Origin of the sequence: Veillonella parvula, from assembly GCF_036456085.1 — a bacterium.
GTDB classification, from domain to species: Bacteria; Bacillota; Negativicutes; order Veillonellales; family Veillonellaceae; genus Veillonella; species Veillonella parvula_E.
On the sequence record NZ_CP138632.1, the window covers coordinates 1,497,864 to 1,513,043 of the forward strand.

Annotated in this window: 14 protein-coding genes; 3 read left to right on the forward strand and 11 right to left on the reverse strand. The window is 38.5% G+C overall.

Annotation, left to right across the window (positions count from 1 at the left end; translation table 11 throughout):
• Positions 1-128: 128 nt before the first annotated feature.
• The 4 genes from PK1910_RS07220 to PK1910_RS07235 form a co-directional block, all read right to left on the reverse strand.
• Positions 129-1,442: a DUF445 domain-containing protein gene (locus PK1910_RS07220; protein ID WP_058948265.1), complete on the reverse strand. Its 1,314-nt coding sequence runs from the start codon at positions 1,440-1,442 to the stop codon at positions 129-131.
• Positions 1,439-2,674: a DUF445 family protein gene (locus PK1910_RS07225; RefSeq protein ID WP_058948266.1), complete on the reverse strand. Its 1,236-nt coding sequence runs from the start codon at positions 2,672-2,674 to the stop codon at positions 1,439-1,441. The genes PK1910_RS07220 and PK1910_RS07225 overlap by 4 nt, the downstream gene beginning before the upstream one ends.
• A gap of 96 nt (positions 2,675-2,770) precedes the next feature.
• On the reverse strand, positions 2,771-3,472 hold the full coding sequence (locus PK1910_RS07230; RefSeq protein ID WP_058948267.1) for an MBL fold metallo-hydrolase: 702 nt from the start codon (positions 3,470-3,472) through the stop codon (positions 2,771-2,773).
• Positions 3,473-3,660: 188 nt separating this feature from the next.
• Positions 3,661-4,017, reverse strand: coding sequence for a winged helix-turn-helix transcriptional regulator (locus PK1910_RS07235; RefSeq protein WP_004694640.1), 357 nt, complete (start codon positions 4,015-4,017; stop codon positions 3,661-3,663).
• Positions 4,018-4,457: 440 nt separating this feature from the next.
• On the opposite strand from PK1910_RS07235, the gene ygiD reads away from it, so the two are divergent.
• Positions 4,458-5,252, forward strand: coding sequence for a 4,5-DOPA-extradiol-dioxygenase (ygiD, locus tag PK1910_RS07240; RefSeq protein ID WP_058948268.1), 795 nt, complete (start codon positions 4,458-4,460; stop codon positions 5,250-5,252).
• 173 nt (positions 5,253-5,425) lie between these two features.
• Here the strand turns inward: ygiD and PK1910_RS07245 are convergent, their stop codons facing one another.
• The 5 genes from PK1910_RS07245 to PK1910_RS07265 all read right to left on the reverse strand — a co-directional run bounded on the left by PK1910_RS07245 (position 5,426) and on the right by PK1910_RS07265 (position 10,264).
• Positions 5,426-5,968: a glutathione peroxidase gene (locus PK1910_RS07245; RefSeq protein WP_004694635.1), complete on the reverse strand. Its 543-nt coding sequence runs from the start codon at positions 5,966-5,968 to the stop codon at positions 5,426-5,428.
• A gap of 31 nt (positions 5,969-5,999) precedes the next feature.
• Positions 6,000-6,794, reverse strand: coding sequence for a hypothetical protein (locus PK1910_RS07250; protein ID WP_008602116.1), 795 nt, complete (start codon positions 6,792-6,794; stop codon positions 6,000-6,002).
• A 276-nt stretch (positions 6,795-7,070) separates the two neighbouring features.
• Positions 7,071-7,730, reverse strand: a complete 660-nt coding sequence (locus PK1910_RS07255; protein ID WP_058948269.1) for a DUF542 domain-containing protein — start codon at positions 7,728-7,730, stop codon at positions 7,071-7,073.
• Positions 7,731-7,993: 263 nt separating this feature from the next.
• Entirely contained in the window at positions 7,994-8,992 is a 999-nt protein-coding gene (pta, locus tag PK1910_RS07260; protein WP_058948270.1) for a phosphate acetyltransferase, read from the reverse strand.
• A gap of 57 nt (positions 8,993-9,049) precedes the next feature.
• A complete protein-coding gene (locus PK1910_RS07265) occupies positions 9,050-10,264 on the reverse strand; it encodes an ATP-binding protein (RefSeq protein ID WP_058948271.1) in 1,215 nt (404 codons plus the stop codon).
• Positions 10,265-10,609: 345 nt separating this feature from the next.
• Here PK1910_RS07265 and PK1910_RS07270 point away from each other — a divergent pair, with 345 nt between their 5' ends.
• Positions 10,610-11,287, forward strand: coding sequence for a lactate utilization protein (locus PK1910_RS07270; protein ID WP_058948272.1), 678 nt, complete (start codon positions 10,610-10,612; stop codon positions 11,285-11,287).
• On the opposite strand, the gene PK1910_RS07275 is transcribed toward PK1910_RS07270, so the two are convergent.
• Together PK1910_RS07275 and PK1910_RS07280 are read right to left on the reverse strand one after the other, a co-directional pair.
• Positions 11,265-11,540 (reverse strand): helix-turn-helix domain-containing protein, encoded by a 276-nt coding sequence (locus tag PK1910_RS07275; protein WP_058948273.1) that lies wholly within the window; start codon positions 11,538-11,540, stop codon positions 11,265-11,267. The two genes, PK1910_RS07270 and PK1910_RS07275, sit on opposite strands and share 23 nt — an antisense overlap.
• A gap of 479 nt (positions 11,541-12,019) precedes the next feature.
• The gene (locus PK1910_RS07280) at positions 12,020-13,372 is read right to left on the reverse strand and encodes an NAD(P)-dependent oxidoreductase (protein WP_058948274.1); all 1,353 of its coding nucleotides are present in this window, start codon (positions 13,370-13,372) and stop codon (positions 12,020-12,022) included.
• A 615-nt stretch (positions 13,373-13,987) separates the two neighbouring features.
• On the opposite strand from PK1910_RS07280, the gene PK1910_RS07285 reads away from it, so the two are divergent.
• Positions 13,988-15,175: a MalY/PatB family protein gene (locus tag PK1910_RS07285; RefSeq protein ID WP_008602102.1), complete on the forward strand. Its 1,188-nt coding sequence runs from the start codon at positions 13,988-13,990 to the stop codon at positions 15,173-15,175.
• Positions 15,176-15,180: the final 5 nt, after the last annotated feature.

Here is a 15,180-nt window from a genome sequence, read left to right on the forward strand (position 1 = left end):
CCATTTTAATTCAAAAAGCCCATAATGTAGAATTAATTAAACCATAAAAAACTAGCATATAGAAGCTCCTTCTATATGCTAGTTTTTGTGTATTTAATTTTAAAGCAACTTATTATAGATAATTAACTTTAGCCTACAAATTGTTGCCAAAACGGCATATATACATATTCTAGGAAGGTCCATACAAGCAGACCCGCTACAGCACCAACGATAGCACCATTAATGCGGATCCAGCTGAGATCGTCCTCCACCTTAGATTCAATAAAGTAAATAAATTTATCTGTACTGAGGCCACCTAATACTTGACGTATGATAGTTTCAATAAGGTCATACCCTTGTTCAAGTACATAGTCGCCAATATCGTGTAAGGTTTTTTCAATACGATTTCTAAGATCTTCTGATTGACCGTAAACATTCCATAACTCAAGAGCAATATTAACTAAAACCTGAGCCGGAGTTTCTCCATTTTCATCCCCTACAAGCAATAGTTCTTCTATATAAGGACATAAATGGTTTTCGATAACAGATTCCCAGTCTTGTTCGCGAATCCAGCGTTCCCACGCTTCGTTAAGAGCATCGCAGACTTCATGGTTCTCTTCAATATTACGAATTGGTTCTACCCATTGTCGCAACCAAGCTGTTCGTTCGGGGCTATTGGGCCGTTTCCAGCTTTCCAGCATCGCATAGGCCTCTTGGACAATAGCCTCTGCCATTTCTTGATAGTTTACTACATCGGTAGCTTCGGACATAGAAATAAGGAAATCAGACCAGAACCCTTTTCGCTTTTTCTTATGTGCCTCTTCTGCTACGACAGCGGTAAGCCAGGTAACCATAGCTGGATGATTAATCCGTTCTTGAATCACGTTTAAAACTTGTACGACCATGCTTTCATAGCGATTATGCTCACATAAATCGAGTAATACGTGTTTCAAAACGGGCACGAGAGAATGTTGTTGAAGCAATCCACGAATGCGTTTTGCCCCCCATTGTGCCCATTCTTCATTAGTTTGAGATTTCCATAAAAGGTGTAGTCCTTGATGAATCACAAGGCGTGCTGCTCGTTGCCCCTCAGGAGACAACAAGAACTTCTCAAACAATGGCACAAATTGCACATTTTTTAATAATACTTTACAACGCTCCTTGGTAAGCATCTTCGTCTCTACAAGTTTAATAACGCCATTAATGAGGCGATCTTTATTTCTAGGAATTAGCGCTGTATGATATGGGAAACCTAGTGGCTTACGGAATAATGCTGTTACAGCGAACCAGTCGGCCACACTGCCGATGAGGGCAGATTGAACAGCCCAGTACAACGGTTGATACCAACTTTCATAGCCAAAGAAAAATTGTCCTACAAAAGCAAAACAATACAATACGGCAGTCAAGCCTAAAATGCCATTAGCACGCTGTTTCAAGGTAAGGGATTTCAAATAACTAATCATTTGAGCACCCCCTCTACAATGATGGTCAAACCGTATAAGGTGCCCCCAAGGACAGCCCCTATAAGGGAACCATTAATACGCACCATTTGAAGGTCATAGTACATTTTGCCACGAACAATTTGAGTGATTTCATCAGGCGAATAGCGAGATAATTCCTGACCTACCACACTGTCGATGAGGGGGTTCAATTTCTGCAACCACGGAATACTACGCAACAAGAAGAACCGCTCAAACGGCGCCTGCTTGTCTGGATTCAACAAAATTTCGGTGCCGAGCACATTAAAGCGATCCATAACGATGTCCATGAGGCGTTTCCAATCCAATGTATCCCCATCGATAAGTTTGCCTTCCCATTCTTCAAGAACCATTCTAATCCACTGATTTTTATGTTCTTCGATGAAAGCTTGCCACTCTGTATTAGTTTCCAAATTATTGAAAAAGCGAATGGCTTGGCCCCATACATAGCGCCCCAATGCAGAGTCAATAGATTCATTTTCCTTCAAGAATTGAACGGCTTTTTTCTGTACCGTTTCTACCAATCGTTCTGGTGAAAGTCCATCTCCGCCAAAGGCGATGGCCAATTCACGAAAGAAAGAATCCTTTGTATAAGTTTTCATAATGTCTAGCATGACGCGATACAAATAGGGATATACCTGATTTGATGCGATAACACGCTGACATGTGCGGTTAAAATAAAGCCAAAACACGCTTGCTGTGTGACGTTCTAGCATACAACGGCCAAAGAGAATAACGAGGGGTGTTGCTTTCCAGTTTGTAACCCCCTTATAAATAGCCTTATTAATCTCTTGGCGCATCGGTTCAATATCCATATGAGATAAAACTTGATTGCCCACACCGTACAAGAGATTTCGAATTTGAACTTGTCCCACATCGCTCATGCCGTATTCAACGATACGGACCATAACGCGTTCTTTTTTGATAGCATAATACATCTGTGGCACGCGCAATAGCTCTTCGCTGAGCATAGTGCGGCCTATCTGAATTAATCGTTCCTTACTGCGCGGCAAGATTGCCGTTTTGAAAGGAATGCCTAAAGGCTTCGTAAAGAGAGCCGTTACTGCATACCAGTCCGCGAGGCCACCTATCATAGCTGCCCCAGAGATATGCATGATAAAGGCCCAAAATGTATCATGTCGCTGCGGATATGAAATTAAAAATATAATAGCCATGACAACCAACAGGGTGGTTGCCACTGGTTTGGTTTTCATCATCACTTGATCCTAACTTACTCAATTACGCATATAGACTATTCCTATATAACGTAGTGACCTCGAGGTCTACGGACTTTCACAAATTATATCTACAATCTAAAAAGTAGCCTCATCGCCATCTTTTTGAGGTTCCCAAATCGGCACCTCCCCAAAGAGAGCTTTAAAGTATACAGACGGTGTCCATAATGGACCATTCAAATGCATTGGAATAAAGGCTTTATTCACCTGTACACGGCGCAAAAATTCAATACTGCCCCACTCCATAGCGTCTTCCAAACGATTATCTACAGGGAACATCGCTACATCTACGGCCAAACCGTCTAATTCCTTGAACTCACGCCAAGCCATACGCTTTGCATCCGCATTGTTTTCTGGCGTATCACCAAGCCAATGCCACCAATTAAGGTCTCCTGCATGGAAAATAGAGTCAGAGTCGATATTCGCCGTATTTGTCTTTATGTAAAAAGAGCCACCTTCATCGGTGCTGCCATACATATGGATGCCTACATCATCTAATAGTGCATCTTGGCCAGGGCGCATGGTAATACATTTTTTTACCTTGCCCTCTAACGGCACATCTTGATGACAAATATAGCGCGTTTGAGGCCCATCAAATTCCGTAATGGATGGGTTAAAGTGATCTCCATGAGTGTGACTTACGAAGAACCAAAGTTCACGACCTCGTTTAGCCAACTGCCAAACAATATTATTAGGATCCTTATAATAATCAAACACATAGCAACGCTTACCATCCTCTACAAGGAATCCACTATGCGCTAAAAAAGTAACATGTAACATTATTATCAATACCTCTGATTTATTGAGAATTTATATCATTCGTATTTTTTATTATACCATATTTTTCTAAATACATGGCATAAACAAATGGCTATTCATGACACATATAAAGGACTTTTTTAAAGTCTTATCAAATATATAGTGCCCCATATGTATCATAATAAGGGCAGAAATGCCGCTGGCATTTCTTAGATGCGGCCAGCGGCTTTCATATAGTCGATATATTGGTTACCCCAGTTTTCAAGGGAAGCTAATACAGTTTTAAAACCAGCTCCCACTTCGGTAAGGCTATATTCAACCTTTGGTGGAATGGTTCCATATACTTCACGATGTACAAGGCCGTCATCTTCCATTTGGCGCAACGCTCTTGTAAGTGTAGCTTGTGTAATTGGATGTAATCTCCGCTCTAGTTCACGGAAGCGCACAGGACCTTCAGATAATTCATGCATAATCAACAAAGACCATTTACCAGCCAATAACTTTTGGCTCGTTGCAAAAGGACACCGCCCCACTAAATCATGAACATTTACAAGTTGCTCTGCCATTGTCATTCTCCTTATATATCTAGCTTAAGTAGCTTGTTATAACAAAATTAACATCTATAACTAAGCTACTCTTTATAGCTACACTACAATTTCTATTTCGGTATTAGAAATATTTCCACTTAATGTAGTTCAAATCATATCACAATTTTTTAGAATTGCAAGTATTTTATAGTATCATTTTTTAGGGTACAATAATTTTTGAAAATATTTTAATCAGTAAATATCACAATTCTATCATATTTGATAGTACCTATCTCAAATAATTCTACTATTCAAAATATTTGCACCAATATATAATAAACTCACTAACTAAATACAATTATCGGTTGGTGAATCAATAACTATTAGATTTAATCATCAACATTTATAGCTAAACAATTGTATCAATTTTACAGCATTAAACAGATTACACATTATCAATTGAAGGATTAGGTGATATTATGAAACGCATGCCTACACTATTCGTCGGTCACGGCAGCCCTATGATGGCTTTAGAACATACAGAAACAACAAATACTTTCAAACGTATAGGACAAAATATAATCAACAACTATGGCAAACCAAAAGCCATACTCGCCATCTCTGCTCATTGGTATGCAGATGGCACCTATGTTCAAAGCACAGAGAATCCAAAACAAATTTACGATATGTATGGATTTCCGCAAGAACTCTACGAAGTTGTATATCCTGCAAAAGGTGACAGCAATTTAACGAAAGAAGTACAAAAATTACTGGGTAACTCCGTTTCTATAAATGACACTTGGGGCATCGATCACGGCATGTGGACCGTATTAGTTCACATATTTCCTGATGCATCGATTCCCGTTGTCCAACTATCTATCAATAAATACCTAAGCCCAAAAGAAGCCTATCAACTAGGAACAAAGCTTCAGTCATTACGCGATGAAGGCTATCTTATCATGGGCAGTGGTAATATCGTTCATAATCTAAGACGCATAGAATGGGATAATCCATCCGGCACCTCTGCCACAATTGAGTTTGACCAATATATTTCTAAGGCCGTCTTAAAAAACGATATAGATGCTATTGTTAATTACACTCGACATCCTCAGGCTAGCTATGCTGCACCTACACCAGATCACTATCTGCCATTAATCTATATTATGGGTGCTAGTGAAAGTACAAAACCGACTGTATTTAATCAAACCTATAGTTTGGGTTCCCTATCGATGACAGGATTTATCTTTGAGGATGAGCCTCAAAACATACTTTAAGCCCATAAAGATACAAAAATCTCCTAGGAAATTTTATTTCCTATTCACATAAAACCTTACATTACTATGTATAAACAAAAATAAATAAATATATATGTATTTATTTATTTACACAAAAGAACCGCTAGTTACAAAAACTAGCGGTTCTTTTCTTTACCATACTAATGACTCTACTAAATGAGTTTTTTAATGAAAGCTTCCATTTCCATCGGTTTTACAACAGGCTCGAAGCGCCCTACCACATTACCTTTACGATCTATAACAAACTTAGTGAAGTTCCACTTTACCTCATCGTCCTTTAAATAATTAGGATCGATACCATTGAGATAATCTGTAAGCATTTCAGTTTTATCACTAGGTGGGAAGCCTTGGAATGGTTGTTCTCGTATCATGTATTTGAAAAGGTCTAATGCACTTTCATCGCGTACATCTGCTTTCCCCATAACGGTAAAAGTAACACCGTAATTCAATTTGCAGAAAGATTGGATTTCGTTATTAGAACCAGGTTCTTCCTCTCCAAATTGATTGGAAGGAACAGCAATAATTTCTAATCCTTGCTCTTTATATTGCTTATAAAGAGCCTCTAGACCCTCATATTGGTGAGTAAATCCACATTTGCTTGCCGTGTTAACAATGATAAGAACCTTACCTTCATAAGTTTGTAAGGATTGTAATTCACCAGACTTAGTAGGCAGGGAAAATTGATATACAGACATGGAATCTCCTAATTTAAATTAAAAATCTTTATTACACTAATAATGTTTTCACATCATAATTAAATTTTGCCGTTGTTTCCGCCGCAGTTTTTTGCCATTCTGTTGTTGCTGTACCATCTTTTTCAAGGAAGAATCCAGAATCAAGATAGCGAATGATAATATAATTGGAATCTTTTTGATCAAAGCCATTACCACGAGTGAAATCGATACCATGACCTGTATTGCGCGTTACGATAGCTTCCAACAAAGGCAACGTAATGGCATTCAACGTAATTTTCATATCACATTTGTCGAAAATCTTTTTAAAGAAAGAACTAGGTTTTTCTTCTTTATATACTAATAGTTTACTAATTGTACCATTAGATGCACACACTACGCGACGAATTTCATTAATAGGAATATCTACCTTACCATTCGAAATAACACCGTTTTTAATAGTAATTTCTCGTTTACCCATATAGGAGTAATCTAGTGGCAATTGAAGAGTATCTAAATTCGCAGGGAAGTCCGCTGTCAATTTATGGCGAGCAAAAGCAGCAATGATTGCTTTGGTTTCACGAATATTATGACCAGTATTATAATCTGTACGGTCAGTATCTAAATCTTGACCTTCTATATTTTTCCAATTATGGTCTCTAAATATAATCGAATAGTTACTATTTGAATTTAAATATCTTGTAAGATGAAGCTCATTTACATCATCAAAATCAATGTCAGTTATAACTTGTCCATTCGAATCTTTACAGAGTACACCATTGTAACTAACCGTTAATATACGATCCGTACTTTCAAAAACAACAGGATTTGTGTCGAATACAGAAATCATAGCCCTCTCCTTTTCACGACTTCAAACATAACTACACCTGTATATATCAAGTGCATTTACTCAATATATTGATTAAAGATATTAATCAAATATAGTTAACTTAATCATACACCTTCTATATGAATTTACGCAAATGATGTATTTCCCCCATACTATAGCTACAAACTCATGATTCTCAAGATAACAAAAGACACCAACCATTCGATTGGTGTCTTTACTACATACAAGGAGCCATTTTGCAAGAGCTCCTTGTCATTATACAGATGATATTATAATCTATTTCATGTCAAACAAAACAGAATTTTCTAAGAAAATATGTTCATGCAGGCCTTCTTCTAAGGCTTTCATGGTCTTAAATACATAGACATAAGTAGCACAGCCATCTGCTGGTGCTGTGTACTGGTTAGTCAATGCACTTAAGGATTCCAAAAGTACACCTGCAGCTTCGTGTTCAGCCCGAAGTTCATCAAAGTCTATGGGTTTACCCGCTTTAAACTCAGGAAAGTCTACATGTTCTTCATGCCGGAAATGAGGTACAAGAGCGGATTTGAGTTGCAAAAAGGTTTGATAAATCTTTGTCAATTCCTCACCATGATGGTCATAATGTACATTTAGTAGTTTTGCCAATCCTTGGTCAATTTCATCAATCATATTCAATTGTTCTCGATGATAGGTATGAACGATGTAGTCAATCAATTGGTCTTTAGAATAATTAAGCACCTCTGCACGAGAAGATTTCTGAGCAACTTGTACATCATTTAACATAGCAATGTATGCATCCACATCTTTACCTGTTTCTGCAATAGCCTCTGCTAAAGGATGTCCACCACCACAGCAAAAATCAATTCCATCTTTTGCTAATACATCCATTAACTCTGGATTTACTTTAACCGCATCAGCTACGGTCATGGATTTATTAATAGTTCCAAAACTCATAAGATACACCTCCAATGGTTTACGCCGATCTATATTCTTATAGTGATACTATACGATCAACCATGGATTCTGTCTGTCGCAGTGGCTACGAATTTGAAAGTAACATGACAACAATGGTAATGCCGTAGAAAATAACATAAAGTAATGAATATAAAAATACATAGATATATATTGAACATACAAAAAGCTGGCCCCATAGAGCCAGCTTTCAGCATATCAAAACATGTACGACATATGTTTATATATAATTGTGTGAGTAACTATTAGATGCTTTCAACAGCAGCGATAGCGGCAACGTCTACAACGTCTTGAGCGGAGCAACCACGGGAAAGGTCATGAAGTGGTTTAGCCAAACCTTGAATCAATGGGCCAAGAGCATCAGCGCCGGAGAAGCGTTGTACCAATTTGTAACCGATGTTAGCAGCTTGAAGATCAGGGAAGATCAAGATGTTAGCTTTACCAGCTACATTGGAGCCAGGAGCTTTCTTTTCTGCTACGGAAGGAACGATGGAAGCGTCCAATTGTAATTCGCCGTCGAATTTGAAGTCAACATTGCGTTCTTTCAAGATGTTAACAGCTTCAACCACTTTATCTACTTCAGGAGTGGAAGCAGAACCTTTTGTGGAGAAGGACAACATGGATACGCGAGGATCAACCATGCCAACAACTTTGCGAGCTTTTTCTACAGTGGATTCTGCAATATCAGCCAATTGTTCGCTAGTTGGGTTAGGCAATACGCCGCAATCGGAGAATACAAGCATACCGTCGTCGCCATATTCTTTTTTGCTTGTGAACATGAACATGGAAGAAGATACAGTTTTAAGACCTGGTTTAGTACCTACAACTTGTAATGCAGCGCGCAATACGTTTGCAGTTGGGCAAGCAGAGCCAGCAACCATGCCGTCTACTACACCAAGACGAACAAGCATAGCACCGAAGAACAAGCAATCACCTTTCATAGTTGCATCAGCCTTTTCAGGAGTCATACCTTTTTTAGCGCGCAATTCTACGAATGTATCAACCATTTCTTGGTAACGATTGTAGTTAGCAGGATCGATGATTTCAGCACCTTCAATGGATACACCAACAGCTTTAGCAGCTTCAGCGATTTCAGCAGGGCTACCAACGAGTACAGGTGTTACGAAACCTTCTTTCAAAATAATTTCAGTTGCTTTCAATACGCGTTCATCTTTGTATTCTGGCAACACGATTTTTTTACCTAATGGTTTTACTTGGTCTTTTAATTTTTGAATTAAATCCACGATTTTTGCCTCCTTAACATTGGCTTTACGCCATATCAATACTATTATTATAGCAAGTTAACGACTCTCTAACAACCATTCTAAAACATTTCGTTGTTGAATTCCGTCGTAGTTGGCATTTTTATTTAGTTCATCTAAGGTGAGCAAAAACTTAGAGTATTGGTCTTGTACCGCCTCAAGCGGTGCTAGTTCTCGGCTCAAAGTATTAGAGTCAAGTACGGTCTCACTAACTTGATAATATTCGGTAATTCCCCCTTTTTGTGCTACAAAATCTATTTCACCCTTAGCAAGTTGCCCTACATATACGGTGTATCCTCGTCTAATGAGCTCTAGAAAAACGATATTTTCTAGAATATGCCCTGTATCACGACTCGCATTCCCAACTAGCAAATTTCGTAATGTTACATCAACACTATAATACTTTGCATTGATATGTAGTAATTCTTTACCTCGTACGTCATAGCGATTTACCTTATATAACAACAAGCTATCCTGTAATCCTTGTAAATACCGTTCTACAGTTTTATTATCGATTTTTCGACCTGCACTAACAAGAGAGTTGGCTATTTTATTTGGTGAAAGTAAACTACCAATATTCGCCATAATATACCGCACTATATCTTGTAAAATTGTGACATCATTAATTTTCAATCGAGCCACAACATCATGCAATAACAAGGTATTATATAATCCACGTAAATATTCTTGAATATCAAAGTCTTCGCCCCCTAATTGCTGAGTATAAGGGAAGGAACTTTCACGAAGATAGGCCTCATAGGCAGGAATCAAAGAATACTGATTACCCTCATACTTGCTATGGTAAAACTCACTGAAGGACAATGGCAACATCTGAATTTCCACATATCGTCCAGTCAATAATGTGGCGATATCAGAAGACATAAAGTATGCATTGGATCCCGTAATATATAAATCTGTGTTCTCTTTTACAAACAAGCTATCTACGACACGATGAAATTGATCTACATGCTGAATTTCATCAAGAAAAATGTAATTCGTTTCATTAGGCTGTATACGTTCTAAAATATATTGATACAACGCATGGTAATCTCGCAAATGCTCGTATTCCAATTCTTCAAAATTAATGGAAATAATCTGTTCAGGCTTCACATTATCTGCCAATAACTCATCTTTAAACAACCTAAACAATGTAGATTTACCACAACGGCGTATGCCTGAAACGACCTTAATAATAGGCCGCTCTCGATTACGCCGTAAAAAATCTAGATATCCTTGGCGCTGAATTAACTTCATAAGGGCCTCCTCATCTATGTACCTTCTCATAGATGGAACCCATGTATTAGTAATATCAGATATCATATCACTTACCTAATAAATTTGGATTCCATTCCAACTTTATATTAATTTTATCATAAAGTTGGATTTCATTCCAAATTTTTATTATTTTAAGCATAAAATTGGATTAGATTCCTAAAGTTTTACTTTAAATTTTAACATACAGCACTTCAATTAATGTTTATCTATGAACCACATACCAATAATTGAACTCTTTACACATAATACGCTACAATAATAGAAACAAAATACGGATAGCCAAATGCCAATTTATATTCCTTATACACCCATTTAGGAGGTCTTATGGCGAATACAGAGACAACGATCAACGCTGTTATACATCCAAAATACAATGACACACCTATAGACATAGAGAAAACAATTAAAGCCTTGGAACGCAATAATTTTGTAGTCCATTATTTCGAAACAGGTACTGAAGCTATTTCCTATTTAAAAGGTCGTATTCAAAATAAACGTGTAGCCATCGGTGATTCTCACACCTTATTGGAGCTCAAGGTTCATGATGTCTTAGCCCAGGTCAACGATGATATAACAGATATTCAACGTCCCCTTCCTGGTGAAAGCTTCCGCGACACCGCATTGCGCACCATGGGACGTGATGTATTTCTCACCTCTGTAAATGCTCTTGCTCAAACGGGGGAAATGGTCAATATTGATGGTACGGGCAATCGTGTTGCAGCCTCTTTATTCGGCTCTCAAGAGGTATTTTTTGTGCTAGGCATCAACAAAATCACGCCAGATTTAGCTTCCGCCATCTATCGCGCACGCAATATAGCCGCTCCGCTCAACAGTAAAAAGAATAAAAAGAGCTCTCTCAATCCATGTGCTACATTAGAAGAAAAATGCTATGACTGTGGTTCTCCGGATCGTATATGCAATGCATTAACCATTTACTATAAAAAGATGCGCAATATGCAAACCATGGAAGTCATCATCATTAATGAATCTTTAGGTTTCTAATTGTTTGCGGCCCATTCAAAAAATCTTGTATGTTCATTTCTCCAAGTCCATATATGACTCTATAAATTGTAGACCACCGAGGATCTACAGCACCACTTTCAAGGTCACTAATATAAGATTGGGCTAAACCCGATTTATCTGCCAATTGATATTGAGTCATTCCCAATTGTCTACGCCAAAGTAAAATCAATACACCAAGCTTGTGAACTTCTTGTCGAACTTGTAGATCTTGACAACATACGATAGGATTCATGGCAACCTCTATCTACTTTCTCCCTCAACACATATTTATGCCTTTACTATAAATCTAGGCTCAATCATTGCCTAGTAATGGTTGAAAAGCGATAACACAAAAGCCTTAACAAAACCAATGTACAAATCGGTTTAGTTAAGGCCTTTTTTCTTATGTGTATTATATTGCGTAGAGTTTCATCATTTCGTGGAATTTTAGTATATATAAAAGTTATTATCATTAAAAATACAGATAGTAAATCAGAAATACAGGTATTATCTATATATTGCAATTTTTATATAGTATTCATACATTATGCATACACTTGATTTATAAAATTACCTGGCGCTATTTAGCACTATTAATACTACAAGAAGACTATACGATATATAGTAAATACGCAATATTGTTAAAATACATTTAGGAATAATAAGTCTATTCATAATACAAAAGAACTATACAGTTCAACTGTATAGTCCTTTCTATGTCTTTATGTAAAATTATTGATTTGCGCTTTCTTGTGCTTTTTTGATTTCCATGTATTTAACCATGCCATCAACAGCTTTTTTAGCTTCACGCATAGCCAATACTACGGTAGCAGGTTTGTGAACAACGTCACCACCTGCAAATACGCCTTCACGACTAGTCATACCATATGGATCTTCAGATGTAATAATATAACCTTTTTCATCTACTTTTAAGTTATTACCTTCACCTACAAGACGAGCATTTGGTTTATGACCTGCGGCGATAATGATTTTATCAACAGGCATTACTTGGAAGTTACCAGTGCCGTGGATACCTGCACCATCTTCGTTAAGTGCCATCACTTCGTATTTGAAGCCTTCTACCTTATCTGTACCTTCTACGCCTACTGGAGAAGCGAACCATTGGAATTGAACGCCTTCAGCACGAGCTTCTTCGTATTCAGACAACAAGGCTGGCATTTGTTCTTGGCTACGACGATATGCTACAGTTACCGCTTCGCAGCCTAAACGGACGCATGTACGAGCCGCATCCATCGCTACGTTGCCACCACCGATGATGATAACACGATCGCCTTTTTTAACAGGAATTTGATCTTCATCAAGTTCCCCATTTTCTACCAATTGTACGTTAGTCAACAAGTACATCGCTTGGAATACACCATGCACTTCATCGTTTTCCATGCGCACTTCTTGAGGAATATGTGTACCAGTACCGATAAAGATAGAGTCAAAACCTTCAGCAAAGAGATCATCCAAAGTTTTATCTTGACCAATAAATGTATTACATACGAATTTAACACCTAAGCCTTCAAGACGAGCGATTTCACGACGTACAACGGCTTTGGACAAGCGGAATTCGGGAATACCGAATAAGAGTACACCACCTGGTTCAGATTGGCCTTCAAATACAGTTACCTCATAACCGAGTTTAGCCACATCACCAGCTACGGACAAACCTGCAGGCCCAGAACCTACTACAGCTACCTTGCCGAGATCTTGTTTGATTTTCTTAGGCTTGCGAAGTTCATTGATGCTTTCAAAGTCAGCTGCAAAGCGTTCCAATTTACCGATGTTAATAGGCGGTTTCTTCGCCTTATTCATGATACAGTTGCCTTCACATTGGTTTTCACGAGGACAGACGCGGCCGCAAATAGCCGGCAAATTCGTCCGTTCCGCCAAAATATCGTTTGCTTCACCAAAATTGCCGCGTGCGATAGCCTGAATAAAACGAGGAATCTCGTTCTCAATGGGACAACCCATGCGACACAACGGCTTAGGACAATTCAAACAACGCTTCGCCTCCGCAAGCGCCTCCTCCATCGTATAATCCGCATCAAAATGTAGTGGTTTTAATTCGTTACTCATGGCACATGCCTCCTAACAAGGATCCAGTACTATACTTACAGCGTTGCATGCACCTAAGCATTCCGATGAGCCCTCTCACATAGGGACGCCGCCACATGCTGCTAACATTTATCTTTTGTAACCATTTGATAGACGTGTGGTCACTGGTCAGACTCACACTATTCTATAGTATATTCTAAATTGTGAAAGTCCCAACAGTCAAGCAAATATCACACGTTTTGTATACGAATATAGCCCTTATACTTGCAAGGAGTGCATAGAAAAAGAGGCACCAGTAGGCACCCCTTTCATAGCGATGTATAGTTCTAGGTTTGGTTTAGGATTGTTTTTTAGATTAAATATGTGTGTGCGAATAAAACCTTCTGTGTGTTTTGTTTGCGAGTTAAGAAAAAGGTTATGACATCGCTATGTAGTGCTGATTTAGCACTACTTTCGCAAAACAATTATGTAATTAATAACATAATTACTTTAGTATTATATGCAAGATTAAACTATGTTAATTTTTACATATAACTTGATACATATATATTGATATAATACAAATAGAGATTTACGACTTTTGCACGCTAACCACAGCCAAATCTATCCTGAATTTTGACTAATGCGAGATTCCCTATGAACACAGCAGAGTTTACCAAAAAATACTATATTGATCGCCGAGGATCTCATTCCAGAAAATGGGACGGACAACATTTAAAATTCAATCGCATCGATTTATTACCACTATGGGTGGCGGATATGGATTTTATGCCGCCCCGGTGCATCCAAGAGGCGATTTGCAACTATGTGAAAGCTACTCCTTTAGGCTATACCATGACAAATCCCAATTACCTAAAGGCTGTCATTAGTTGGTACAAACGTCATCATAACTGCACAATCGTTAGCGACTGGCTTACTAGTGCCCCCAATGTTATTACAGCCATCATGTGGTGCATAGCAGCTTTCACAAAAACAAATGATGCCATCGCAGTGTTAAGCCCTGTGTATGGCGCATTCGACAGTAGCACCAGCGATGCGAAGCGGCAAATCATCGCCGTTCCCATGACGCGCAACGAAGATAATCGCTATGCCGTTGATTATGAAGCCTTTGAGGCCGCTATCATTAAACACGATGTAAAATTGTTTATTCACTGTAATCCACACAATCCAGTAGGCCACGTATGGACTGCAGAAGAAATGGATCGACTATTTAGTATCTGCCAGCAACATAAGGTCCTTATCATTAGTGATGAAATCCATCAGGACCTCATCACGGGACTTACACCATTTACATCTGCATTAACTGTGTCTAAAGGAGCGTATACAGACAGGCTCATCGCCATGTCCTCGTTGTCAAAATCGTTCAATATAGCTAGCCTGCACCACGCAGAGGTCATTATCCCTGACGAAGAACTGCGGAATCATTACAACGCCTTTAAAGCCCTTGTATACCATACAGATTCGGACGTTCTTGCCGAGGCAGCCATCACAGCTGCCTACACGCATCCAGAAGCAGAAGCATGGCTAACGGACCTACTCAATGTAGTGAAAGAAAACTATGATTATATGTGCAATAAACTACTTGCCAACTTGCCTGAACTTCGCATTAGCCCTATGGACGGCACCTATTTGGCTTGGATCGATTTTAGCGCTTATCTTAAACCAGAGGAAATGCATGATTTCTTTGAAAATAAATGCGGTATTGCACCAAGCTTTGGTGAATGGTTTGGTGGTGAAAGCTACGCAACCTTTGTGCGCTTGAACTTGGCCACAAGCCTTGAGAACATCAAAATTGCTACGAATGCTATCCTACAAAATATTTAAATATT

What these genes read in the sequence shown, in the direction of transcription:
- PK1910_RS07225 (WP_058948266.1), bottom strand. Translation starts at nt 2,674, where the DNA reads ATGATGAAAACCAAACCAGTGGCAACCACCCTGTTGGTTGTCATGGCT.
- PK1910_RS07230 (WP_058948267.1), bottom strand. Translation starts at nt 3,472, where the DNA reads ATGTTACATGTTACTTTTTTAGCGCATAGTGGATTCCTTGTAGAGGAT.
- PK1910_RS07285 (WP_008602102.1), top strand. Translation starts at nt 13,988, where the DNA reads ATGAACACAGCAGAGTTTACCAAAAAATACTATATTGATCGCCGAGGA.
- PK1910_RS07235 (WP_004694640.1), bottom strand. Translation starts at nt 4,017, where the DNA reads ATGGCAGAGCAACTTGTAAATGTTCATGATTTAGTGGGGCGGTGTCCT.
- PK1910_RS07250 (WP_008602116.1), bottom strand. Translation starts at nt 6,794, where the DNA reads ATGATTTCTGTATTCGACACAAATCCTGTTGTTTTTGAAAGTACGGAT.
- PK1910_RS07220 (WP_058948265.1), bottom strand. Translation starts at nt 1,442, where the DNA reads ATGATTAGTTATTTGAAATCCCTTACCTTGAAACAGCGTGCTAATGGC.
- PK1910_RS07245 (WP_004694635.1), bottom strand. Translation starts at nt 5,968, where the DNA reads ATGTCTGTATATCAATTTTCCCTGCCTACTAAGTCTGGTGAATTACAA.
- ygiD (WP_058948268.1), top strand. Translation starts at nt 4,458, where the DNA reads ATGAAACGCATGCCTACACTATTCGTCGGTCACGGCAGCCCTATGATG.
- PK1910_RS07270 (WP_058948272.1), top strand. Translation starts at nt 10,610, where the DNA reads ATGGCGAATACAGAGACAACGATCAACGCTGTTATACATCCAAAATAC.
- PK1910_RS07255 (WP_058948269.1), bottom strand. Translation starts at nt 7,730, where the DNA reads ATGAGTTTTGGAACTATTAATAAATCCATGACCGTAGCTGATGCGGTT.
- PK1910_RS07280 (WP_058948274.1), bottom strand. Translation starts at nt 13,372, where the DNA reads ATGAGTAACGAATTAAAACCACTACATTTTGATGCGGATTATACGATG.
- PK1910_RS07275 (WP_058948273.1), bottom strand. Translation starts at nt 11,540, where the DNA reads ATGAATCCTATCGTATGTTGTCAAGATCTACAAGTTCGACAAGAAGTT.
- PK1910_RS07265 (WP_058948271.1), bottom strand. Translation starts at nt 10,264, where the DNA reads ATGAAGTTAATTCAGCGCCAAGGATATCTAGATTTTTTACGGCGTAAT.